19 protein-coding genes are annotated in these 22,603 nt (G+C 51.4%); 10 read left to right on the top strand and 9 right to left on the bottom strand.

Annotated elements, in window-relative coordinates; translation table 11 throughout:
* The first annotated feature begins 12 nt into the window (after positions 1 to 12).
* The 3 genes from HB631_RS02705 to bioD all read left to right on the top strand — a co-directional run bounded on the left by HB631_RS02705 (position 13) and on the right by bioD (position 3,559).
* Entirely contained in the window at positions 13 to 921 is a 909-nt protein-coding gene (locus tag HB631_RS02705) for a LysR substrate-binding domain-containing protein (protein ID WP_213989600.1), read from the top strand.
* A gap of 212 nt (positions 922 to 1,133) precedes the next feature.
* Complete coding sequence (locus tag HB631_RS02700; RefSeq protein ID WP_213989599.1) at positions 1,134 to 2,351, top strand: ROK family protein; 1,218 nt, start codon at positions 1,134 to 1,136, stop codon at positions 2,349 to 2,351.
* A gap of 518 nt (positions 2,352 to 2,869) precedes the next feature.
* Positions 2,870 to 3,559, top strand: coding sequence for a dethiobiotin synthase (bioD, locus tag HB631_RS02695; protein WP_213989598.1), 690 nt, complete (start codon positions 2,870 to 2,872; stop codon positions 3,557 to 3,559).
* Between the two features lie 175 nt (positions 3,560 to 3,734).
* Here the strand turns inward: bioD and HB631_RS02690 are convergent, their stop codons facing one another.
* Both HB631_RS02690 and HB631_RS02685 read right to left on the bottom strand, forming a co-directional pair.
* Positions 3,735 to 3,998, bottom strand: coding sequence for a DUF1161 domain-containing protein (locus HB631_RS02690; protein ID WP_213989597.1), 264 nt, complete (start codon positions 3,996 to 3,998; stop codon positions 3,735 to 3,737).
* A gap of 113 nt (positions 3,999 to 4,111) precedes the next feature.
* Positions 4,112 to 4,459: a DUF1283 family protein gene (locus HB631_RS02685; protein ID WP_213989596.1), complete on the bottom strand. Its 348-nt coding sequence runs from the start codon at positions 4,457 to 4,459 to the stop codon at positions 4,112 to 4,114.
* A gap of 173 nt (positions 4,460 to 4,632) precedes the next feature.
* Between HB631_RS02685 and HB631_RS02680 the strand changes: the two genes are divergently transcribed.
* Positions 4,633 to 4,962 carry a YnfA family protein gene (locus HB631_RS02680; RefSeq protein WP_213989595.1) on the top strand — a complete coding sequence of 110 codons (330 nt, stop codon included), beginning with the start codon at positions 4,633 to 4,635 and terminating at the stop codon, positions 4,960 to 4,962.
* A 58-nt stretch (positions 4,963 to 5,020) separates the two neighbouring features.
* Here the strand turns inward: HB631_RS02680 and ydfG are convergent, their stop codons facing one another.
* A complete protein-coding gene (ydfG, locus tag HB631_RS02675) occupies positions 5,021 to 5,767 on the bottom strand; it encodes a bifunctional NADP-dependent 3-hydroxy acid dehydrogenase/3-hydroxypropionate dehydrogenase YdfG (RefSeq protein ID WP_213989594.1) in 747 nt (248 codons plus the stop codon).
* 71 nt (positions 5,768 to 5,838) lie between these two features.
* Positions 5,839 to 6,897, bottom strand: a complete 1,059-nt coding sequence (locus tag HB631_RS02670) for an aldo/keto reductase (RefSeq protein WP_213989593.1) — start codon at positions 6,895 to 6,897, stop codon at positions 5,839 to 5,841.
* 396 nt (positions 6,898 to 7,293) lie between these two features.
* On the opposite strand from HB631_RS02670, the gene guaD reads away from it, so the two are divergent.
* On the top strand, positions 7,294 to 8,613 hold the full coding sequence (guaD, locus tag HB631_RS02665; RefSeq protein ID WP_213989592.1) for a guanine deaminase: 1,320 nt from the start codon (positions 7,294 to 7,296) through the stop codon (positions 8,611 to 8,613).
* Positions 8,614 to 8,697: 84 nt separating this feature from the next.
* On the opposite strand, the gene HB631_RS02660 is transcribed toward guaD, so the two are convergent.
* Positions 8,698 to 12,108, bottom strand: coding sequence for an autotransporter outer membrane beta-barrel domain-containing protein (locus tag HB631_RS02660; RefSeq protein WP_213989591.1), 3,411 nt, complete (start codon positions 12,106 to 12,108; stop codon positions 8,698 to 8,700).
* Between the two features lie 348 nt (positions 12,109 to 12,456).
* On the opposite strand from HB631_RS02660, the gene HB631_RS02655 reads away from it, so the two are divergent.
* A complete protein-coding gene (locus tag HB631_RS02655) occupies positions 12,457 to 13,506 on the top strand; it encodes an NAD(P)-dependent alcohol dehydrogenase (RefSeq protein ID WP_213989590.1) in 1,050 nt (349 codons plus the stop codon).
* A 161-nt stretch (positions 13,507 to 13,667) separates the two neighbouring features.
* Positions 13,668 to 15,734, top strand: coding sequence for a peptidyl-dipeptidase Dcp (gene dcp, locus HB631_RS02650; protein ID WP_213989589.1), 2,067 nt, complete (start codon positions 13,668 to 13,670; stop codon positions 15,732 to 15,734).
* 181 nt (positions 15,735 to 15,915) lie between these two features.
* Here dcp and HB631_RS02645 read toward each other — a convergent pair whose 3' ends face one another.
* Positions 15,916 to 16,188, bottom strand: coding sequence for a DUF3811 domain-containing protein (locus HB631_RS02645; protein WP_213989588.1), 273 nt, complete (start codon positions 16,186 to 16,188; stop codon positions 15,916 to 15,918).
* A gap of 119 nt (positions 16,189 to 16,307) precedes the next feature.
* Here HB631_RS02645 and HB631_RS02640 point away from each other — a divergent pair, with 119 nt between their 5' ends.
* On the top strand, positions 16,308 to 17,189 hold the full coding sequence (locus HB631_RS02640; protein WP_213989587.1) for a PhzF family phenazine biosynthesis protein: 882 nt from the start codon (positions 16,308 to 16,310) through the stop codon (positions 17,187 to 17,189).
* A gap of 605 nt (positions 17,190 to 17,794) precedes the next feature.
* On the opposite strand, the gene HB631_RS02635 is transcribed toward HB631_RS02640, so the two are convergent.
* Positions 17,795 to 18,223 (bottom strand): nuclear transport factor 2 family protein, encoded by a 429-nt coding sequence (locus tag HB631_RS02635; protein WP_213989586.1) that lies wholly within the window; start codon positions 18,221 to 18,223, stop codon positions 17,795 to 17,797.
* A gap of 29 nt (positions 18,224 to 18,252) precedes the next feature.
* A complete protein-coding gene (locus tag HB631_RS02630; RefSeq protein WP_213989585.1) occupies positions 18,253 to 19,143 on the bottom strand; it encodes an SDR family oxidoreductase in 891 nt (296 codons plus the stop codon).
* Between the two features lie 228 nt (positions 19,144 to 19,371).
* On the opposite strand from HB631_RS02630, the gene HB631_RS02625 reads away from it, so the two are divergent.
* Both HB631_RS02625 and HB631_RS02620 read left to right on the top strand, forming a co-directional pair.
* Positions 19,372 to 19,896 carry a hypothetical protein gene (locus HB631_RS02625; RefSeq protein ID WP_213989584.1) on the top strand — a complete coding sequence of 175 codons (525 nt, stop codon included), beginning with the start codon at positions 19,372 to 19,374 and terminating at the stop codon, positions 19,894 to 19,896.
* A gap of 639 nt (positions 19,897 to 20,535) precedes the next feature.
* Positions 20,536 to 21,366, top strand: coding sequence for a hypothetical protein (locus HB631_RS02620; protein ID WP_213989583.1), 831 nt, complete (start codon positions 20,536 to 20,538; stop codon positions 21,364 to 21,366).
* On the opposite strand, the gene HB631_RS02615 is transcribed toward HB631_RS02620, so the two are convergent.
* Positions 21,357 to 22,265, bottom strand: coding sequence for an EamA family transporter (locus HB631_RS02615; protein WP_213989582.1), 909 nt, complete (start codon positions 22,263 to 22,265; stop codon positions 21,357 to 21,359). The genes HB631_RS02620 and HB631_RS02615 overlap by 10 nt on opposite strands.
* Positions 22,266 to 22,603: the final 338 nt, after the last annotated feature.

Here is a 22,603-nt window from a genome sequence, read left to right as displayed (position 1 = left end):
TATCTTAAAAGTATGAATACTGAGTTGCGCCATATTGAACTGCGTCATTTACGCTATTTCATCGCCGTCGCACAGACGTTGCATTTTGGCCGCGCCGCTGAAAAACTCCATATTTCCCAACCCCCTTTGAGCCAGCAAATCCAGATTCTGGAACAACAGGTGGGGGCAAAGCTCTTAGAACGCAATAATCGCAACGTGCGCCTTACTCCGGCGGGAACGGCTTTTTTGCAACAGGCGCGGCTGATCATCGAGCAAGTCAACCAGGCGGCGGATCGCGCCGCCCGGATCCATCGCGGGGAACTGGGGGAAATCACCATCAGTTTCACCTCATCCACTCCCTTTATCAGAAGCATCTCCGCCAGCCTGCTGGCCTTTAGGCAGCAGCATCCCGATATCCATATCCAGATGGTGGAAAGCAATTCCAAACAGCAAATCGAACCCCTGCTGAGCGGTAAGTTCGATATCGGATTAATGCGCAACACCTCGCTGCCGGATGGATTGGATTACCAACTGTTGCTCCGTGAACCGCTGATGGCGGTGGTGCATCAGGATCACCCGCTGGCCAATGGACCGAATCAAATGATTTCTCTGCGTCAATTGGCGAATGAACCCTTTGTATTTTTTGATCGCAAAGTGGGGACCGGGCTGTATGACGATACCCTTTTGTTGCTAAAAAAGTTCTCCATTACGCCCTATATTACGCAGGCAGTGGGAGAGGCCATGACCATCATCGGCCTGGTTTCGGCCGGATTGGGGGTTTCTATTCTGCCTGCGTCCTTTTCCCGTATCCGGGTGGACAGCGTGCGATATCTTACTCTGGAGGAGCCGGAAGCGAAGACAGAGGTCTGGCTGGTCACCCACCGGCAACGCACACTTTCAGCCGCTGCCAAGATGTTGATCAAATTAATGTTACAACAATAATGGTAGAGTTGATTCCAAGGAAAGACCTCATGCTGGCGCAGGCGTCACATATGTCCTTTTCCGCCATGGCTGGTACGGCAAAAGATGCCGATCCAAGCTGATAATGTGCGTTAAATCACATAACTAATCAAATATTTGACGGTTAAATTTAAAAGTCTCACCATAGCCGAAATCAATTATTTTATAGCGTGAAAATATCAGGAGCAGGGTGAGTGATTGGCCATGGTCAACCGGGACATATCGATCAAATCAAACAGACCAATGCGGGAGTCGTCTATCGTCTGATTGATTCCTTTGGACCTATTTCGCGTATCGCCTTATCGAAAGAAGCCCGGCTCGCTCCTGCCAGTATCACCAAGATTGTCCGTGAACTGGTGGAAGCCCACCTGGTGGCTGAGACCGAATATCAGGAAAACGGCCTACGCGGCCGGCCTGCCATCGGCCTGGTGGTAGAAACGCAAGCCTGGCATTTTCTTTCCGTGCGTATCGGCCACGGCACCATAACCCTGGCCCTGCGCGAACTCAGCAGCCACCTTATCGTCGAAGATACCGTCCCGTTGGCGGCACAGGCTCCTGAACCGCTATTGGTCCGCCTGATTCAAACCATCGACCAGTTTTTTATCCGCCATCAGCGCCTGCTGGAACGTCTAACGGCCATCGCCGTGACCCTGCCGGGCATTATCGACGCCTCGGCGGGCATGGTGCATCGTATGCCCTGGTATAATGTGGATAATCTCTCCTTGGGGCCGGCCCTGAGCGAGCATATCGGCGTGCCGGTCTACCTGCAGCATGATATCTGTGCCTGGACCATGGCCGAAGCACTTTACGGCGCGGCGCGCGGTTGCAACGACGTCATTCAGATCGTCATCGATCACAACGTCGGCGCCGGCGTAATTACCGGCGGAACCCTGCTGCACGGCGGCAGCCGAAGCCTGGTGGAAATCGGCCACACTCAGGTGGAGCCTTACGGCAAGCGCTGCTACTGCGGCAATCGGGGCTGTCTCGAAACCGTGGCGGGCATTGAGAGCATCCTGGACCTGACCCGCCAACGTTTGGCGCTTAACGTGGATTCCGCCTTGAACGATACCGGCGTCAGCGTGGAATCCCTTTGCGCCGCGGCCAACGCCGGGGATACGCTGGCCCGGGACATTATCGTCGGCATCGGCAATAGCGTAGGGCGGATACTGGCCATCATGGTTAACCTGTTCAATCCGGAAAAAATTCTGGTGGGTTCGCCGCTCAATTCGGCTTCGGATATTCTGTTCCCGGTAATCCTTTCAAATATTCGGCAACAATCGCTGCCGGATTACAGTAAGAATATTACGGTACAGGCAACGCGCTTCCTGAACCAGGGCACCATGCCCGGCGCCGCGCTGGTAAAAGATGCGCTGTACGACGGCTCGCTGTTGTTAAAGCTGTTGCAGGGATGATTTTATTGATAACGGAAAAAATGGAAAGAGATAGGCATTAAATTTGTCGTTTTAACTCTTTATTTAACTCCATTAATTACGCTCGAGCCCAGCAGCGGGCTAAACTATACAATAAAAATGATATTTCAATACATCAGGCTGAAAATCAACAATATAAATGTTAGTACGAGAAAATTCATATTTCAGTCTTGAAACCTTCTGCTAATCAGCGGTGGATTTCATATTGATTGTGTTATATCTATAACACTAAAGCAGCATAAGTATTTTTTTTAAGCAGCCAACAAATGAAACCATGCGCCGGCGACAATGCCTCCCCGCGCGCATGCTTGAAACATTCCTTTGCGTACAGCAAATGGTGACGTGGCTATCCACGCTTTCCGGCTCGACTTCGTTACGCAAGAGACTCTTCCGATAAAATATTGAGCTAACGCAAGCCGCGCCGGCACAATATCACGTACATTTCTGTTATCCGATCATTTTAAACATGTCCAATGGATTAACGACAGGCTGGAGTTGTCATGTTGAAGCGTATTTTTGTTGCCGGTACTGATACCGCTGTCGGCAAGACCATTGTCTCGCGCGCCCTGTTGCAAAACCTGGCGGCACACAAGCTTACCGCGGTAGGGTACAAGCCCATCGCCCGGGGCAGCGAGGAAACGTCTGAAGGTTTACGCAACAAGGACGCGGTAATCCTCGGGGCGTCTTCCTCAATTGTCCTTCCTTATGCTGAGATAAATCCTATTACTCTGCGTGAAGAAGAAATCAGCGCCTATACCGGTGGTGAAATCAATTATGGCCTGATGTCCCAGGGGCTGGTTCACCTAAGTGAAGTCGCCGACATTGTGGTGGTGGAAGGCAGCGGCGGATGGCGGACAATAATGAGCGACTACCGCCCGTATTCAGATTGGGTGATCCAGGAACAGTTGCCGGTAATATTGGTCGTCGGTATTAAACTTGGCTGCATTAATCATGCGTTATTAACCGCGCAGGCAATTATCAGCGACGGATTACCATTATTAGGCTGGGTAGCTAACCGAATCAATCCCGGACTGGCCCATTACGCGGAAATTATGGACGTGCTGCGGAACAAAATACCCGCACCACAGTTGGGGGAATTGCCTTATTTGCCCCGACCAGAGCAGCGCGATCTCGCCGGTTATATTGAATTAGGCAGCGTAATAGATCAAAAAAATAAAGTGATTGCTTAATTTTATCTTGGTTTGCTCGTTTAACGAATGATGAAGAGCCTAATGCGTTTTATGTTGTCAACGCAGGGTTTTAGCAAGAGATTCAATACGTATGATCAGTTGGCAGGGAATTCTGATTATCCGTGTGTTGACTAATCAGGGCGAGGGAACTCGCCCTGATGCCATATCGTTTGTGCTAGGGACTCGGCGCGCTGTTGGTATCGGCGCCGGTGCGCAGATAAACTATTTTCTGCGTATCATCATCACAATGGCCGACAACCTGGCCGCCGGCCCGATCGGCCTGATCATTGGGAACAATATCCAGATGGAAGCTGGTTTCATGCACGCCGTTGGCGACAATCTTCTGGGTGATATCCGCTTTTACGCTTTCACAGGATGCCTGTGCAACCACCGGTAATACCAGGGCCAGCAGCGTCCCTAACATGCTTAACGTCTTCATCTTACCGTCCTTATCTTAAAATCATTACCGTAGAAACTTACCTGATAAACTTACTTTTTAAAAAGTACCGATTTAAGGATAGCAGCCTCGACAAAATTGGGTATTCATCCAGGTTAAGGCATCATTGCCGGGCGGCCGGTGCGGCGATCGAGGCAGCGGCCATTGTTGGGTTCCCAATAGGCGTTAATATTATCGCTGTTGACGCACCGGTCCTGCAGATCGACAGTTCTGTCATATTTATCAAAGTCCTTTTCAGCGCGGTTATTGATCTTGTTGCGCAACCTGCGCGTCCCATCCCACTGTTCCCGGCTTTCTCTTGCCTGTTCACGGCTCATGGCGTTATCGCCGGAGTCGATAATGATGTGCTGAGTACGGTCCGCCGCGCCGGCGGCGGTGGAAAAGACCAGCAAAACGACCGGGAGCATCCCGCGGTTCAGTCGTTGATGTGGCATGGTTTTCATACTATCTTCCCTTTCAGCTATAGGTAGGCACGGGTAGGCACATAAAGGTTTGATGCAATTACAATTGCAAATGCCCATGGCTTATGTATTTATCGTCATAATAACATTGGCTTAGGGATTTTGACCATCCCAGCTGTACACATTTAGTTACTTTTAGTGGAGAAAAACTGTCAATGCTGAAAACCACCCTGTTGTTTTTCGCCACCGCTATCGCAGAAATTCTCGGCTGTTATCTTCCCCATCTCTGGGTGCAAAAGGGCGGCAGTATTTTATTGTTGATTCCGGCCGCAATCAGTCTCGCGGCGTTTGTCGGTTTGCTGATGCTGCATCCCGCCGCCAGCGGACGCATATACGCCTCTTACGGCGGGATCTATATCCTGACGGCGTTTTTATGGCTCAGATTTATCGATGGGGTGAGATTGACCCCGCAGGATTGGCTGGGGGCGGCGGTGACCTTTGCCGGCGTACTGATAGTTGTATCCGGCTGGGCTAAAAGCGCTTAAATGCGGGCGGTAAGAATTCGGCGGGCCGCCGGCACATTATCGACAGCCCGCCGCGGAATTAATCCCGATGTACGCTTAGTCCGGCAAAGGACTGATTGACCGGCATCATTTCAAGAACGTTGATATTGACATGGGCCGGCAGCGTCGTGACCCAGTATACCGCTTCGGCAATGTCTTCCGGCGTCAGCGGGTCGGCATTTTTATAGGTATTGGCGACTTTGTCGTTATCCCCTTTAAACCGTACCGCCGAGAATTCCGTACCGCCCACCAGGCCCGGTTCGATATCCGTCACCCGCACTTTGGTGCCCACTAAATCGGTGCGCAGGTTTAAACTGAACTGGCGGACAAACGCTTTGGTGGCGCCGTAAACGTTACCGCCGGCATAAGGCCAGCGCCCGGCGGTGGAACCCAGGTTTACAATATGTCCCCGGCGACGCTCCACCATGCCGGGCAACAGAGCGCGGGTCATATACACCAATCCTTTGTTATTGGTATCGATCATACTTTCCCAATCATCAAGGCTGGCTTTATGCGCCGGCTCCATGCCCAACGCCAGGCCGGCGTTATTCACCAGAACATCCACTTCACGCCACTGGGCGGGCAGGGAATCCACCGCCTTCTGAACGCCTTCTCGATCGCGCACATCGAGTTTAAGAGTAAACAGCGATTCCCCCAGCTCGGCTTTCAATTCATCAAGGCGCTCCTGACGGCGGCCGGTGGCGATAACCTTATGGCCCTGCTGGATAAACCGGCGGGTGATGGTTTCACCAAACCCAGCGGTAGCGCCGGTAACGAAAATAATCATCTAGCGGTTCCTCGTAACTTGCGGTAAATCAATACCTTTTATATCGGTTTGCGGTGCTTAACGCCCAAGCCCTAAGGCTTGCGTAAATAAGGCGCAATCAAAGACAGATCCGCCGCCGATAATCTGTCGGAAGCGGTTTGCGCCTGATGCCAATAAGGATAGATCAACGGCGGGCGGCTGACATCGGAGAGACGGCTGATTTCATCGCTGTTAAGCACTAAATCCGCCGCCAGCAGATTATCTTTCAACTGATCTTCAGTGCGCGCGCCGATAATGACCGAGGTCACCGAAGGACGGCTGATAAGCCAAGCCAGGGCCACCTGTGCCGCCGAGACACCTCGGGCGTCGGCGATGTCCACCAATACGTCGACGATGTCATACAGCGCATCCTGATTATAAATCGGCGGTTCATTCCACTCTTCCAAATGGCGGGTGCTGCCCTCCGGCTTGCGATCGCGACGGTATTTGCCCGATAGCAGGCCGCCGGCAAGCGGACTCCAAATCAGTACGCCTAATCCTTGATCCTGAGTAATGGGCAGGAGTTCATATTCGGCTTCACGAGACTGCAAGGAATAATGGATTTGCTGACTGACCGGCCGGATCAGGTTCAGCCGTTCCGACACGCCCAGGGTTTTCATCAAATGCCAGCCGGAGAAGTTCGAGACTCCCACATAACGTACCTTGCCGCTGTCTACCAGATGTTCCAGGGCATACAAAGTCTCTTCCAGCGGGGTTAAACCATCCCACTCATGCAATTGATACAAATCGATATAATCGGTTTTAAGCCTCTTGAGACTGGCTTCACAGGCGCGAATCAGATGGTGGCGGGATGAACCGCGATCGTTCGGTCCGGTGCCCATGGGAAAACGGGCCTTGGAGGCCACCAGGACACTGGTGCGTTTTTCCTTGAGAACCTCCCCCAGGATCTCTTCCGATACCCCCTGAGAGTAAACGTCGGCGGTGTCGAATAAATTAATGCCCGCCTCGACACACAGGGCGAGCTGGCGGCGGGCCTCGGCAACACCGGTGTCACCGACTTTGGCGAATTTGCCTTTGCCGCCAAAGGTCATGGTGCCGAGACTCAATACCGATACTTTCAGGCCTGAACGGCCAAGTTGACGATATTCCATATGAATTCTCCTAGCATGGGTACTTTAAGGATTGATTAAAATCGCAATGCGTCATTTCAGTGCGGAGGTTTTATCATCGTGCGTTTTTTTAACACAACCAAGCCCTTTATTGCTTCATTATGCAACGCTTTAGAAAAATAAATCGTCATACAAAGTACAATGAAATTGAATTGAACGCGAGGAAAGGATTACAACAAAAAGCAACCGTTTGCCCAGGTAGTAATACAAGCAGTATCAGAGGTTGCCGATGTAGTTTACTGAGTCGCTTTCCGCTCAAAGCACGATAATATATTGATATGTATGATTTATTGTAGTTTTTTAAACTCAGGGGTAATGGCACGGAATTTGCCCTGTCTTAGATAATCCGTCCGAAAATGAATAATAAAGGCCGATGCCATGCATGATATCAAAGCCATCCGAGGCAGCTTTTTTGATCTTACCCAATTGGTTTCCCATCCCGCCGAGCTGGCGCAATCCGCCCGCTTTATTGATGATGGGCTGCTGCTGATAGAGCGGGGCAAAATTCTGTCGTTACGTCCCTGGTCCATTGCCGCGCCGGATTTGACGCCGGAGATGGAGATGTGCCATTTCCCCGGTAAAATCATCGTGCCGGGTTTTATCGACAGCCATATACATTATCCACAGACGGAAATCATCGGATCTTACGGCGATCAACTGCTGGAGTGGCTGAATAACTACACCTTTCCCGCCGAAGGACAATACGATTGCCCGGATCACGCGGCCGCTATGGCGGCCTTTTTCCTCGATCAGTTGCTATGCAACGGCACTACCACCGCCATGATCTTCGGAACGGTACATGCCTCATCCGTCGATGCTTTGTTTGCCGCCGCAATGGAACGTAATATGCGCATCATTGCCGGCAAAGTCATGATGGATAGAAATGCGCCGCCGGAATTACTGGAAACGCCGGAACAAAGCGAAATGGAAACCCGCGCCCTCATTAAACGCTGGCATCATAAAGGGCGCTTGAGTTATGCGTTAACCCCCCGGTTCGCCCCGACCTCATCCACGGCTCTGCTGTCAGTGGTCAGCGGGTTACGCCGGGAATACCCCGATGTGTATTTGCAAACCCATCTCAGTGAAAACATCAATGAAATCGCCTGGGTGAAATCCTTGTTCCCCGAACATGCCGGATACCTGGATGTTTACCATCATTATGGCCTCACCGGCCGAAAAAGCGTTTTCGCGCACTGCCTGCATCTGGACGATGAAGAATGGCAGACTCTGGAACACACCCATTCATCCATCGCGTTTTGCCCCACCTCGAATTTGTTTCTCGGCAGTGGATTATTCAACCTGCAAAAAAGCTGGGATCGGCATATCCCGGTGGGCATCGGCACGGATGTGGGCGCCGGCACCACCTTTAATGTGTTACAAACCCTGGCGGAAGCCTATAAAGTCGGGCAGTTGCAGGGGTATTGCCTGTCGGTGTACGAAGCCTTTTATCACGCCACCCTGGGGGCGGCGAAGGCCCTTTCCCTGGATGGGGTACTGGGCAATTTCATGCCCGGTAAAGAAGCGGATTTTGTGGTGCTCGATCCTGTGGCGACGCCGCTGCAACAGTTGCGGCAGAAAAAGAGCGTCGATTTTGCCGAACGATTATTCGCCCTGATGATACTGGGGGACGATAGGAGTATTTACCAGACCTGGATCCAGGGCGAGCGCGCCTATTCCCGTGACCAACGTCACGGGTAGGGTGGTCATACGTATTTTTAATGTCGCGCCAGGGTCCTCGAGTTGCCGGGGGACAGGCCGCGCCGGGAGATGTTCACTCCACTCCTAGAAATGCGCTTTGACGCCCAGCGTGCCGACAGTGTTGCTGAAACCGCCGGCGCCGGCTTGGTACCCCAGGCTACCCCAGACGGCAACCCGGCGGTTCGCTTGTCCTTCATGGCCGATTTTTACCTCGGCGAGGTTTCTTCCCCCCTGCTGCAACAGTCGGTTGCCGTTTATCGCGACGCCAAAGGCCCGGGAATTATGGATCCAATTGGTCTCAATATAGGGTTTAAACGCGTGCTGCAGGCCATTGGGTCCCTGGATCCGCTTCTCCAGATAAAACCGGTTGCCTAAACGGGACTGTATATTACCGCTGCCAAGCAGAGCGAACTTATCGCCGTTTATTTCGGTATGCGCGGCCCGCACACCCATCCAGGTCATTTGCAACCGAGGCTGCAGATAGGCATTAACCTGTGTGCCTTCATGGATTTTCCTGTGATAACCGGCTTCAGCGCCGCCTATCAGGCCCTTGGAGCGGTAGCGCTCTTCCGGCAGCGATTCGCCTTTGACCCGGTTATCAAACCAGCCATAATTCAGGGAGAGGTCCAGATATGGCCCTTTTTGACGATGATGGTCCTGATGCCATGTACCGTAAAGACCCACGGCGTAACCTTCAATATCGCCGCCGGCCTGATAGCCGGTAAGGGCGGCGCGGCTCCGGCTGCGGCTTTGTCCGCTACCGACCATCAGCCCGATATGCGCACCGTCGGATCCGTTGCCGCCGATATGCAGAATTTCTCCGCCAAGCTGGACCAGCTGACTATCAGTTCGTGTCGTTATCTGCCCTTGCGCCATGGATGCCTTATTGCGTCCGCCGACCACCCTTAACCACATGGCGGGATAAACCGATTCCTCAGAAAAAGCCAAGGCGCCGGGGTAGGTGGGTTCACCTATACGGTCGTGCATGCCGGTGACAAAAAGCGTATTGGCCGCGGCCAGATTGGCTGCGTATATACCGGGTTCAGGCCGCAGGGGCGCCCGCCCGGCCATTATCGACATAGGGGCGAGAGAGGGATGAAGGCCACTATCAGGGGTGGTGTGATCCTCATCAACGGAGGGAAAATAGGTAGGCGGGTCTTCGTCAAGGGGGGTACAGGCAGCCGAACCGCCATCACCGCCCGCGTCGGCAACCTCGACCATGGCTGAAGATTCATGCCCATCGGAAGCCATTCCTTCGGCTAACCGTATCAAACCGGCAGATGGAACGGCTTCAGCCCCCGCATCCGTCGTTACCGGCGAGTCCATATCACTCTCCATCGTCGTGATAGCTAACACGTCCGTTTTAACCTTTGGAACAATATCACTCTCCATTGCCGTAACCAGTAATAGGTCCGTTTCAACCCCCGACACAATTCCACTATACCTCGCCGCAACCGGCAATCCGTCCGTTTCAGCCCCCGGCACAATATTCATGGAAGAAGCCACATCGCTTGTTACAGCGGTAACATGGTGGCGCTTCGTTTCAGCTGAAGTGTCCGCCGCTGTTGAGCCCTTTGCCTGGTTTGTTATTTCAGTGACAAAAACGTGATTCGTTTCAGCTGAATGTGTTTCCGCCAAAGAACGAACAGCGGCCGGAAATTGGGATTTGGCAACTTCATCCGCAGTCGCGGACAAAGGCCCCGGTTCCCCCAGATCACGTCTGGCGTCGGCCTTGTTATTTTCGTCCGGCCCTTTGTAAGTAAAGGTGCGCGGGGGTTTTGGTGGAGGCGCGGATTTTTCGACCCGTTGGCCTTGGTCCGGCCCCCTGTTGAAAATGACGCGTGGGGGTTTTGGCGGGGGCAGAGATTTTTCCGCCTGGTCGGATAGGGACGTTATCGGGGCAGCAGGCAATGAGTCGGATTGGCCAGGCAGATCGGTGCTGAGCAGCCAACGATTGCCCTCCTGTTTGAGAAAATAATCATAGGCTCCCGCCACGACCCGATGACTCAGGCTGAAGGTATCCGCCGGGGATTCACCATTCCGCGCCTCGATGATCAGAATGCCTTTATCCGTCCTGGCGCCGCTGCCGGCGAGATTAGCTATCCGAAGCTGGCTATGACCGGAAATTTTACCCCTCACCACCAGCTTATCGGTCAAGGAATCATCACTCTCCAGCCGGGTATTGAACTGGATAAGGGAGCCGGGTTCACCATGATAATCGCCATCAATGGTCAGGGTCTGGAAGGGGGCGATGTTTTGCATTTTTCCCATATAAAGCGTCCCGGCATTTTTCACTTTTCCTTTGATGGTCCCGCTTCCACCCAAAAAAGCAGCCGGTGCGTTGACTATTTCGTCGGCGGATAATATCGCCGTTTTGGCCAAGGTTAAACTGCCTTGTTTAACAACAACGCTTTCCATACCGCCCGCTGCGGCATTACTATTATTCAGCGTCCAATTGCCTTCACCGAATTTATGGAGTTCAGTAAAACCCTGCCGATGATTAGCCAAACCGATAAGATCAAGATCAAAACTGTTTTCATCTTGATTGTTGCTCTTTAAAATCAGCAGATTGTTTATTCCGGCCGCAGCGATTTTACCCTGAAGATTAACGCCATTCTGTAATGTCAAGGTATTATTATCGCCATTAAATAAAACCCCATAACGGCCTCCCTTTACCGTTCCGCTTAATTCCACGCTGCTCTCATGGCGAGTTTTAATACCGATGCCGTTATTTTTACCCCCATCAATCTTGCTGGTAGTATCCACGCTGATAACAGTGGGGCCCATCACCCCGATACCCGCGGCACCATGGCTTTTAACCAGGCTTTTAACCACGGTGATAGAGCCGCCGCCGGCGTTAATGCCATCCGCCCCTCGGCCATTGTTACCGCTGATGACATGGGCGTTTTTGAGCATAATATCCGACGTTCCCACAACGTTAAGGCCATTGCCTGCTGCCTCAAGGAGAATACCGGCTTCCGATGACGCGGCGCCGCCGGTTACCGTGCTGTTATTGATAGTAATATCAATGTTCTGATGGGGAGAGGACCGGCAAAACATCCCGGCACCACCGACAAAAGCAGGTCCATCCGAGAAAATTTTTGGCAATAAAATCTTATCTTTTTTTATCGCGCCGCCGGTTATTGTACTGCCGTCCATATTCAGTTTTTTCAAACCATCATAAGCGGCTACGCCATGGCCGCCTTTATTGCCGGCGCCACCCGCCGCGATGACTTTTTCAAGCGTGGCATGGCCTGACAAGGGTTTAATTACCAGCCCATCACCGCCATGTGCCTTATAATCCGCTTTTATAGCATGCTCGCCCTGAAAGCGCTGGTCTGAGATGTAGTCGGATGACGTTTTCCATCCACAGGCCGCTTTCAAGGATGACTTTCTTGGAGTCGGTACCGCGGTTTCCGTTTCATCGGCATACAGGGGCGTCATGCTACCCATAAGGGTAAGCATGCCCATCAGGGCTTTATTTATATTTTTCATATTGGCCTGTTTAGAATTGAAGGTAATAAATGAAGCGGCACAAATTATGTATTTTAAAACTATTGGTTTATATATCTAAATGGTCGTGATACCGACGTATTTTAGCCAAGACGAATTAAAAAACAGCTGAAACAAATTTATTGTTTATCTGCCATTAACCCTGAGTTTAAAAGATAATAATATTTGCTTTTTATCCGCCCCCATCGGGATTTTGCAGGATCAGGCAATGATGAAAGAATATCGGTCTAACCCTGCGCGGCCGTTATCAGGCAAAGTGGAATACCTGTAGAGACAGTTTGACGGATCAGTGCCGTCAACATTTCAACCAACCGATCGGGAGTTTGCAGTATGTCTAAAGCAAAAGGTTATGCCGCGCTGGCTGCCAAAGCCCCTCTGACACCCTATTATTTTGAGCGTCGCGCCCCCAACAAAGATGACGTGGTGATAAAAATCGCTTATTGCGGCATTTGTCATTCCGATATACACCAGGTCAGGGATGAGTGGGGCGGTGCGATATTCCCCATGGTGCCAGGGCATGAAATCGTCGGTGAAGTGGTGGCTAAAGGTGACGCCGTAACAAAATTTAGCGTCGGCGATCGCGTCGGCGTCGGCTGTTTTGTCGACTCATGCACCCATTCCGCCCAACGGGACGTCGATTTGGAACAATACCAAGAAGGGCTGGTCTTGACCTATAACAGCGTGGAGGGAGACGGCAAAACCCCCACCATGGGCGGCTATTCCGATCATATCGTGGTCAAGGAGGGATATGTCCTATCCATACCCGACAACTTGCCGCTGGATGCCGCGGCGCCGTTGCTCTGCGCCGGTATAACCCTCTACTCTCCGCTGCGGCACTGGCAGGCCGGACCGGGCAAAAAAGTGGCGATTGTCGGACTCGGCGGCCTGGGCCATATGGGGGTCAAACTGGGCCACGCCATGGGGGCGGACATCACCGTACTCAGTCAGAGTTTATCGAAAAAAGAGGATGGTCTTCGTTTGGGGGCCGATCATTATTACGCCACCCAAGACCCGGCCACCTTTGATAAACTGAAAAATACTTTCGACCTTATTGTCTGCACGGTGGCGGCGGAGATTGACTGGGGCGCCTATCTTTCCCTGCTGAAAATCGACGGTTCGATGGTACTGGTGGGCATTCCGGAAAATAAGGTCCCGCTGGCGGCCGGTGCATTGATTCACGGGCGACGCAGCCTGGCGGGTTCGGGAATAGGTTCTATCAAAGAAACCCAGGAAATGCTGGATTTCTGCGGCCAGCATGACATTGTCTCCGATATCGAGATGATTGGCGTACAGCAAATTAACCACGCCTATGAACGGGTGGTTAAAAGCGATGTCCGCTACCGGTTTGTTATCGATATGGCATCCCTGGCAAACGCCTAAGGGATAAATTTCGGGCCGGCAGCAACGGGCCGGCTCATTGTTTCAAGAGCCGGCCTATCCATGCTTGTTATGCTTGGGGTAAACTTAGCTTAATACCGCGTTAAGCGCCATTACCAACGTGGCGATACAACGCCGTAACCCTCTAGGCGCAGGAGCCGAGCATGGCGCAACAACCCCGTTACACCAATCCGTTTTTTCAGACCAGCGCACTGCCATATCAGGCGCCGCCGTTCAATTTGATTACGGAAGACAATTACAACCCGGCAATAGAGGAGGGGATCCGATCCTATCTGGCGGAAGTGGATCACATCGCCAATCAGGACGCACCGCCCACCTTTGAAAATACCTATGCCGCGCTGGAGCAGTCCGGATTATTGTTAAAGCGGGTGCTGAGTATCTTTGGCGCAATGACTTCAGCCAATACCAGCGATTTATTGAGAGAAATAGACGAACATCAATCGCCTAAACTGGCGGCAATGAATGATGCCATCAAACTTAACAGCGCATTATTCAGCCGTCTGCAGGAGATATATGATGTACGGACGGAACTGTCTCTTTCCCCCGAAGCCATCCGGCTAATCGACCTGACCTACCAAAATTTCCTGCTGTCCGGCGCGCAATTGTCAGCGGCGGACAAACAGCAGCTGTCGCTGCTCAATCAGGAAGCGGCGACATTAAGCACCCGCTTTACTCATCTGCTGCTGGATGCCTCCGGCAAAGGCGGGCTGGCGGTAACGGATCCGGCGGGGCTGAATGGGCTGACCACCGCTGAACTTGCCGCCGCGCGTCGCGCCGCCGAAGAGCATCATCTGCAGAATCAATGGCTTCTTGTATTACAAAACACTACCCAGCAGCCGTTATTGCAATCATTGAACCGACGAGGAACCCGAGAGGCGTTGTTTAAGGCATCTGTTAGCCGTGCGGAAAAGGGCGATGAGCATGACACGCGCCACATTATTGTCCGTTTGGCCGAGGTGCGCGCCGCACAGGCCAAACTGCTGGGTTTCGCCAACTATGCCAGCTGGGCGCTGCAGGATCAAATGGCTAAAACGCCGGCGGCCGCATTGGATTTTATGCGCAATATTGTCCCGGCCGCCACCGGGAGGGCCCGACGGGAAGCGGCGGATATCCAGTCATTGATCGATGAGCAGCGGGGCGGTTTTAGCCTGGCGGCCTGGGATTGGCAATTTTATGCCGATCAGGTGCGTAAAAATAAATACGATCTCAATGACGCCGACATAAAACCTTATTTCCCGCTCCATCAGGTGCTTGAGCAGGGGGTATTTTACGCCGCCCGGTTGTTATACGGCATCAGCTTTACACCACGCACCGATATACCGGTCTACCATCCCGATGTCGGGGTGTATGAGATCTTCGATGGGGACGGATCTCCACTGGCACTGTTTTATACGGATTATTACCAGCGAGATAATAAAGGCGGCGGTGCATGGATGGGCAACTTTGTCGATCAGTCCACCCGGCTCGGCACCCGGCCGGTCATCTACAACGTGGCCAATTTCAGCAAACCGGCGGACGGCGAGCCGGCTTTACTGTCCTGGGATGATGTCGTCACCCTGTTTCATGAATTCGGCCACACCCTGCACGGCCTGTTCGCCAACCAGGAATTTCCCAGCCTGTCGGGCACCGCCACGCCAAGGGATTTTGTGGAATTTCCCTCCCAATTTAATGAACACTGGGCCGATGAGCCGCAAATATTTGCCCATTACGCCAGGCATTATCAAACCGGAGAAACCATGCCGCCGGCACTGGTGGAAAAAATCGAAAAAGCGTCGCGATTCAATAAAGGTTATGACATGACCGAATTATTGGCGGCCGCGCTGCTGGATATGCATTGGCATACTCTGGAAGGAACGACGCCGGGAATGGATGTTGCCGCCTTCGAAGCCGCCGCGCTGGCCGAGTATAAGGTAAATTTGCCCTATGTGCCGCCGCGTTATCGCTCCAGTTATTTCCAGCATATCTGGGGTGGAGGGTATGCCGCAGGTTATTACGCCTATTTATGGACAGAAATGCTGGCGGACGATGCGTTCGAAGCCTTTAAGGAACGGGGAGGGCTGACGGCGGATAATGGCCGGGATTTTCGCGATAAAATTTTATCCCGGGGCAATAGCCAGGATTTGGAAAAGCTCTATGTAAACTGGCGTGGCAAACGTCCCAGCCTGGAGCCGATGCTTAATCACCGTGGCTTAAAAGACGTATTGGCATGAATGTAAAAGTAGCAACCGGAAAACCGTGCCTTGACCCCCCAGTCTTACAGAACGGTTGATTCGATTCGTCTCGCCCTACAACATAATCACAAAGACGATGAGATGTTGAGGTTAAAACCAAGCTTTAGACCAGCGCCCTCCGGCGTTGGTCTGCTTCGCCGGGCCTATCGCGCTGGAGAATTCAACGGCGACCGCGGGTGTGCATATTTGAGGTCCATTCATACGTCGCTGAAATATCTGGCTTGAGTTTTTTCTTTTTATGTTCGGCCCTGGTTTTCTTGGCGATCATTTCCCGTTCCGCCATTAATTTGTCGATATAATCATCTTTAATATGATTAGTTTCAGAGTTGGTCAGCGGACGACCCTGCGCTATACGGGCCTTATCAAGTAAAGTCTTCAGTTGGCGTTGCTCAATTTCCGTCATGTCTTGCTGCGTCAGCTTTGGGATGGGCATAAATATTTACCTGATGATGGCAAGGACAATCATTGTAAAGGAAAGCGAGCTTAGGCTCAGTAAAAAAAAGCATAAACATAATTTAAACTCAATAAATGATGAAAAAATGAGGATTGCGGATGCAAAAACCGCGGAAATTTAAACAAGTAGACGTATTTACCGCCAAACCGTTAAAGGGTAATCCGCTGGCGGTGATCCTGGATGGGGAAGGTTTGAGCGATGCCGAGATGGCTGCCATCGCTCGCTGGACAAATCTTTCCGAAACGACTTTCGTGCTGAAGCCCGGGCATGCCGCCGCAGACTACCGGGTACGGATTTTCACTACCGACAAAGAATTACCGTTTGCCGGGCATCCGACCTTAGGGACGGCCCATGCTTTGCTGGAAGCGGGATTAAAACCCAAGCAGCCGGGTTATTTAGTGCAGGAGTGCGGTATCGGCCTGGTGCGGGTTAAATTGCACGCCAATGACGGACTGTCGTTTGCCGCACCGTCAGTAACACTCAAGCCGATATCCGATGAACACCAAGGGCTGCTTGCATTAGCGTTGCCAGGCGGTACGATCCACCCCGGCGACGCGCCGACGATCGCCGACATGGGGGTCGTTTGGCTGATGGTGCGCATGGCGGATGCGCAATCCTGCCTGGATATTGTCGCGGATTTCGCGGCAATTGAATTGTTACAGACATTATGCAACGTGAATGGCGTAGCGGTATATGGACTGCATGAGCCGAACGGTCCGGCGGATTATGAGGTAAGGGCTTTTATGGTTGAGCACCATACTTTAGTTGAAGATCCGGTTACCGGCAGCGCCAATGCTTGCCTGGCCCAAATTCTGAAAAGCAACGAATTTCCGGACGGTGGCCATACCGCAAAAGAATATCGCGTACGCCAAGGCACCGCATTACAGCGTGACGGACGGGTTAAGGTAACCTTTGAGAATGACGACCCCTGGATCGGCGGCCAGGTGTGCACGCTGATTGACGGAACGCTGCGGATATAAGATAAAAACGTAATGCGCTTCGTACCATGAAGCTCGTCGGCACACTTTACCTTTTATGGCTCGCATGGAAAATGGCGCGCAGCGGCCCACCACACTTGCATTCGAACATCGCCAAGCCCACGAGATTCTTGGGTGCGGTTTGGGAAGTGAGCTGCCGCTGCTTCTAAACGCAATGTTACGTTGCCTTCTCAGTGTTTCGCTAAATCCACATTTCGCTCACTCAAAAATTTCCTCAGAGCGCGATTGAAGTCTCACCAGAGCATTCAACACTTAGCCCAGTGCGGACATTACAGCTTTGCCTCTATAACGTCGGTGCGTATAATGTATATTATGTTAAATACGATTTGCCATTCCTGAATCCAAGCAGACTGTTGGAACTTACCACAGGATCGTTAACTCAGCAGCCTGTGGTAATCCTGATTTAAAGATACTGATCACCCCTCCACTCTTTATCGATATTTTAAACCATCTTCGGTTGATGACGCTACGCGAGTTCTGTGTCTTTGGCAGCATCGTAGTGCTACAGAATTTAATAAGCCGCGCTAAATTTTTTTGCCCACTACCGATGCAATGTTGGGCATGAATACCGAGTTAAGGACTCTCGGCTAAGCTTCCGCCATCGGCAAAGCGATCGTGCCGCCAAGGGCAATCAGAACTGTGAAAGGATTCAAGTAGTCCTTCCAGTGAACTATCAGACCGTTGCGAAAAGTTAAAACCGTGATGTATTTCGGCTCATAGTTGTGCCCCGTCTGTACGGCATGACCTTTACCCACAGCTTCCAGGATGACCACGTTGGGATCGTCCGTTTTGTGCGTGGTCACGAGGCGCACTTCATTTATGGTTATGCGGTCCTTGAGTAGGTCAAAGTAAGGCACGATCTCCCGTTTCCCTCTGAGCTTTTCGGGAAAGCCAGGAAGATGGTAAGGAAACTCCATCACCGCATCCTCGGCCAGGAGATCCATCAGGGCGTCCCACTTGGGTGTAACAAGATTGTCACAAAAGAACTTCAAGGCTTCATCGAGGTTCGTGGTCATTTCGGGCATCTCAGCAGGCTCCAATTTATTTAACGTGAATAATCCATCCGTTTCAAATCGTCGATCAGTCCGGGCCCGGTGGGTTCCCAGCCGAGCTGCCGACGGGTCCATGCGCCTGAAGCACTAAGGTCCATGCCGGCGAACATGGCGAGCCAGCCGAAATGCTGTGGCGCCTGCTCGGCAGACAGGGAAACCACCGGCACACCGAGACCTGCGCCTACCACTTCGGCTATTTCACGGGCAGAAATCCCCTCCTCCGCAACGGCATGATATCGAGCCCCTTTACTGCCCTTGTCAAGGACAAGTCCATAGAGCTTCGCCACATCGAGCACATAGGCCGCCGGCCAGCGGTTTGCACCATCGCCCACATAGGCGGCAACGCCCTTCTCCCTCGAGATCGCGATGAACGGCGAGATAAGCCCCTGCCTGAATGTATCGTGGACCTGCGGAAGCCGCACCACGCGCACGTCGACGCCGGCCTCCAGTAGTAAATTGCCCGCCAGTTCGGACGCCACGCGCGGGTTGGGATTGTTCGCGTTGAAGACATTCTCCGTCGCGGGCTGGCCGTGTCCGGAATCACCCATACCGGTTCCGGAGGTGATAATGAGGGGTCGGTTTGAGCCCTTGAGAACGCTGCCCAAGGCGTCGATGACACGCCTGTCCTTCTCGCAATTCGCCACGAAGTGAGAAAAGTCATGATCGAACGCGGTATGGATAACGGCGTCTGCCTTGGCTGCTCCATTGCGAATGCTATCGAGATCTTCCAGAGTGCCGCGATGCGCTTGCACACCGGCTGCCTTTAATGATTGAGCACCGGCATCCGATCTCGTCAGGCCGAGGACTTGATGCCCTGCCGTAAGCAGTTCGGGCACAATGCGGGATCCAATGAAGCCGGTCGCGCCAGTAAGAAATACGCGCATGTGATACCTCCTTGGTTGTTTTAAGGAAGTGTTGTCTTAAAGTTACTACAATAAAAGTAGTGACTTTATCATGGTATAAATATCAACAGGATCGCATTGTACGCCGTGAACGGCAACGGGCCCGGTAACTGACTCTGGGAAGACGTTAGCTGACCTGACCCGGTTATGTTCAGCTATCAAGTTGACTGCGGCGCATGCAGGGGCTGCGCCGTAAAAAATAATAACTGATTGAAAACACCACTGACGGCAATCTCTTATTGCTGTGTTGTCGTAGTTGCCGGCGTTGTCGTGGCTGCCGGCGTCGTTGTGGTTGCCGGTGTCGTTGTGGTTGCCGGTGTCGTTGTAGTTGCCGGTGTCGTTGTGGTTGCCGGTGTCGTTGTGGCTGCCGGTGTCGTTGTGGCTGCCGGTGTCGTTGTGGTTGCCGGTGTCGTTGTGGCTGCCGGTGTCGTTGTGGTTGCCGGTGTCGTTGTGGCTGCCGGTGTCGTTGTGGTTGCCGGTGTCGTTGTGGCTGCCGGTGTCGTTGTGGTTGCCGGTGTCGTTGTCGCAGTTGCCGGCGTTGTTGTGACTGCCGGCGTTGTCGTGGCTGCTGATGTTGTCGTAGTTGCCGGCGTTGTCGTGGCTGCTGATGTTGTCGTAGTTGCCGGTGTCGTTGTGGCTACCGGTGTTGCCGCAGCTGTTGTGGCTACCTTCTTCTGTGATTTCGAGGCATCATCCCGTTCGGCAAATACCGGTTTGCCGTTCACTATCGTATAAACGACGTGTTTCTCGCTGTCGGGCGTGGTGGTAATCTGCACCGGGGGGATGGTGACATGGCCAACCAGGGACCGGGCATAGCCCCCGATCTGATGCTTCCCTGCGGGTATGCGCAACTCTACGCTTTCTCCCGCGATCAGGGCAGCTGCGTCATTGCCGTCAACGGTAACGTATACGGTCGAGCCATCGGAAGCCGGTATAGGGACATCCGTAACAGTGACAAGGGTCGCGCCGGTAGAAAAATCAGACGCGGATTTGTTCGTTGATTGATTTGCGCATCCATTCAGCGCAAAAGCGGCCGCTATGGCGGCCAGGGCGAATCGGTTAATCATCGTGCGGTATCGTCCTATAATTCGTTTTGTGATTTGGGCATCAATATAACAGAAATCCATATTGAGATGAATGCGTCAAGCGGGTATCTAGGAGAAATCTGCCGTCAGCCGGATAGTGACTTGCGATGGGTTTGAATCCCGCCTGCCGCGTCTGTATGTAGGGAAACAAACCACAATAGTATCAAATTATTTCCATTAAAAGTACTTTTCAAAATAAGTAATGTTTTAGGCTGACTGAGATCTTTTATAGTAAGTTATCAGGTATACAGGCTATTATATTTTTTCTGTTTATGAGAAGGTTAAAATTATGATTCCCTTTACCCCCTTCCCTTTCTTCAGAGTTTTTGAAATTTCCAGTAAACCGCCGGAAAATAAAAAAAATAAATCATTAGGCTATGAATTATTATCTGCGAGTAATTTTTTCAGGTTTCTGTCTGAAGGGTCACCTGCTACATTGGAATTGATTTTTTCAAATTTACCACGAAAAGATTACTCTAACCTTAGGGAAGTTTTGGTAAAAAATAATTATGATATAAATTGTTTAGCATTAAAATATCGACATTTATATAACGAAATCATAGTGAATAACAATGAGAGTGCTTTATATTTCATCAATGACATGAATAGCAAGCTGGCTGTATGTAATGAATATCAAACGAATATAAATTTAGATATTGATATGAGGATATCAATATCACTACGATATTATTTTCTGTCACAGAATAATGTGTTTAAAAATTTATTTTCAGAAATAAATAATCAATTGCTTCAAAAAAATTCTAGTGAAAAAAATAATCTTTATGTTATGTATACTACTTTATTCTCCTCGGCTTTTAAGGAAAATGCTTTTAAAAAAATAATAGTTATCAAAGCCTTTTTCGAAAATCAAGAAACAGCCACCCCCTACCTAAGAGGTATTATGGACGGAGCCGAAAAAACTCTCAAAAAGCAAAAGGGTAATGACAGGCTACTCTGTGCTATGATTATAATGCGTTTCATCGACATGCTTAAAAAAGAAAACCTTTCTCATTTGCATAGCGATGAAATAGTTAGAATATCACATGACTACCCTTATTTGGTTAACTTTATTAAGGCATTAAAAACACTATACCCTGAAGTATCATCGGGTCACGTCTGATGCGCCGTCTTTCGGTTCAAAACCCGAGAACCGAAAACATTAATCAACAGGCCCAGCATAATGACGGCGACGCCGATGAGTTGCAGGCCATTGAGCCTTTCACCCAATATCAGGGCGGCGCTGGTGAGTCCCACAACCGGCACAAGCAGCGCAAACGGCGTCACTCGCCAGGTTTCATGGCGGGATAGCAGCGCCCCCCACAAGCCGTAGCCGATAATGGTGGAAATAAAAGCCAGATAAATCAGTGAAAAGACTGTGGGAGCCTTGATATCGACAATACTGGCGACGATAGCTGTCCGCCCCTCGTAGATCCAGGAACACAATAAAAAGGGAATCACCGGAATCAATGCGCTCCAGACAACCAGCGAAAGAATCGGCGTCTTGGGCGAGGTAGTCATGATGATTTTATTGGTGACATTGCCAAACGCCCAGAACAGGCCGGCGGTTAGCGTCAACAACAATCCGAGCGGCGGAATGGCCGACAGCGTATTGGTCATGCCTCCATCAACCAGTACCCCGATGCCTGCCGCTGCGATAAGCGTACCCAGAATCTGCATGGCCTTGATTTTTTCCGACAGGAAAAACGTGCCCAGAATGATGGTGAAGAAAACCTGGGACTGAAGAATTAATGAGGCAATGCCGGTGGGCATGCCGATATTGATGGCGCCAAACAGAAAGGCAAACTGCAGGAAGCTGATGGTTAACGCATAAAGCGCCAGCCATTTAAGCGGTATTTTGGGGGCCGGAATAAAAAAAATGGCCGGAATCACAACCAGCAGGAACCGTAAACCACCCAATAAAAAAGGCGGCATGCCGTGGAGGCCGACTTTGATCACCACAAAGTTAACGCCCCAGATGACCACCACTAACAAAGCCAACAGCGTATCTTTTACCGACATCCCCGGTTCCTTTCACAATAACGACATTCATAATGCCCTTTACCGTACATCTCGGCCAGCCGAACCCTGCGCTGCCGCGGAACAATCACGTCGCGTTTCTTAACGTATGAATAAAAATACAGGGGAAACAACTTCTTTTCTATAGACAGATGGCATTGAAAAAAAGCAGTACAGTCTGAAGTGACAAACGAGATGACGAGCCGGTTGCCGGAGAAGATACGCCATCCCCTCCTTTTTTGAATGTAGGGAGGGGATGCGTGTTTAAACTTACTTCTATGCTACAAGGTTTTATTCTACCTTCCAATTATCAGTTTGTTTGTAGGATTCGTCTTTTTTTA

It is taken from the genome of Sodalis sp. dw_96, from assembly GCF_018449575.1.
GTDB lineage: Bacteria > Pseudomonadota > Gammaproteobacteria > Enterobacterales > Enterobacteriaceae > Acerihabitans.
Note: the sequence above shows the minus strand (reverse complement) of the source record. Positions and strands in the feature narration are given on the sequence as shown.

Coding starts and splice junctions, on each gene's coding strand:
- guaD (WP_213989592.1), top strand. CDS start 7,294: ATGCATGATATCAAAGCCATCCGAGGCAGCTTTTTTGATCTTACCCAA.
- HB631_RS02685 (WP_213989596.1), bottom strand. CDS start 4,459: ATGAAAACCATGCCACATCAACGACTGAACCGCGGGATGCTCCCGGTC.
- HB631_RS02660 (WP_213989591.1), bottom strand. CDS start 12,108: ATGAAAAATATAAATAAAGCCCTGATGGGCATGCTTACCCTTATGGGT.
- HB631_RS02670 (WP_213989593.1), bottom strand. CDS start 6,897: ATGGAATATCGTCAACTTGGCCGTTCAGGCCTGAAAGTATCGGTATTG.
- HB631_RS02620 (WP_213989583.1), top strand. CDS start 20,536: ATGATTCCCTTTACCCCCTTCCCTTTCTTCAGAGTTTTTGAAATTTCC.
- HB631_RS02655 (WP_213989590.1), top strand. CDS start 12,457: ATGTCTAAAGCAAAAGGTTATGCCGCGCTGGCTGCCAAAGCCCCTCTG.
- HB631_RS02705 (WP_213989600.1), top strand. CDS start 13: ATGAATACTGAGTTGCGCCATATTGAACTGCGTCATTTACGCTATTTC.
- HB631_RS02635 (WP_213989586.1), bottom strand. CDS start 18,223: ATGACCACGAACCTCGATGAAGCCTTGAAGTTCTTTTGTGACAATCTT.
- HB631_RS02645 (WP_213989588.1), bottom strand. CDS start 16,188: ATGCCCATCCCAAAGCTGACGCAGCAAGACATGACGGAAATTGAGCAA.
- HB631_RS02615 (WP_213989582.1), bottom strand. CDS start 22,265: ATGTCGGTAAAAGATACGCTGTTGGCTTTGTTAGTGGTGGTCATCTGG.
- HB631_RS02690 (WP_213989597.1), bottom strand. CDS start 3,998: ATGAAGACGTTAAGCATGTTAGGGACGCTGCTGGCCCTGGTATTACCG.
- HB631_RS02640 (WP_213989587.1), top strand. CDS start 16,308: ATGCAAAAACCGCGGAAATTTAAACAAGTAGACGTATTTACCGCCAAA.
- dcp (WP_213989589.1), top strand. CDS start 13,668: ATGGCGCAACAACCCCGTTACACCAATCCGTTTTTTCAGACCAGCGCA.
- ydfG (WP_213989594.1), bottom strand. CDS start 5,767: ATGATTATTTTCGTTACCGGCGCTACCGCTGGGTTTGGTGAAACCATC.
- HB631_RS02680 (WP_213989595.1), top strand. CDS start 4,633: ATGCTGAAAACCACCCTGTTGTTTTTCGCCACCGCTATCGCAGAAATT.
- HB631_RS02630 (WP_213989585.1), bottom strand. CDS start 19,143: ATGCGCGTATTTCTTACTGGCGCGACCGGCTTCATTGGATCCCGCATT.
- bioD (WP_213989598.1), top strand. CDS start 2,870: ATGTTGAAGCGTATTTTTGTTGCCGGTACTGATACCGCTGTCGGCAAG.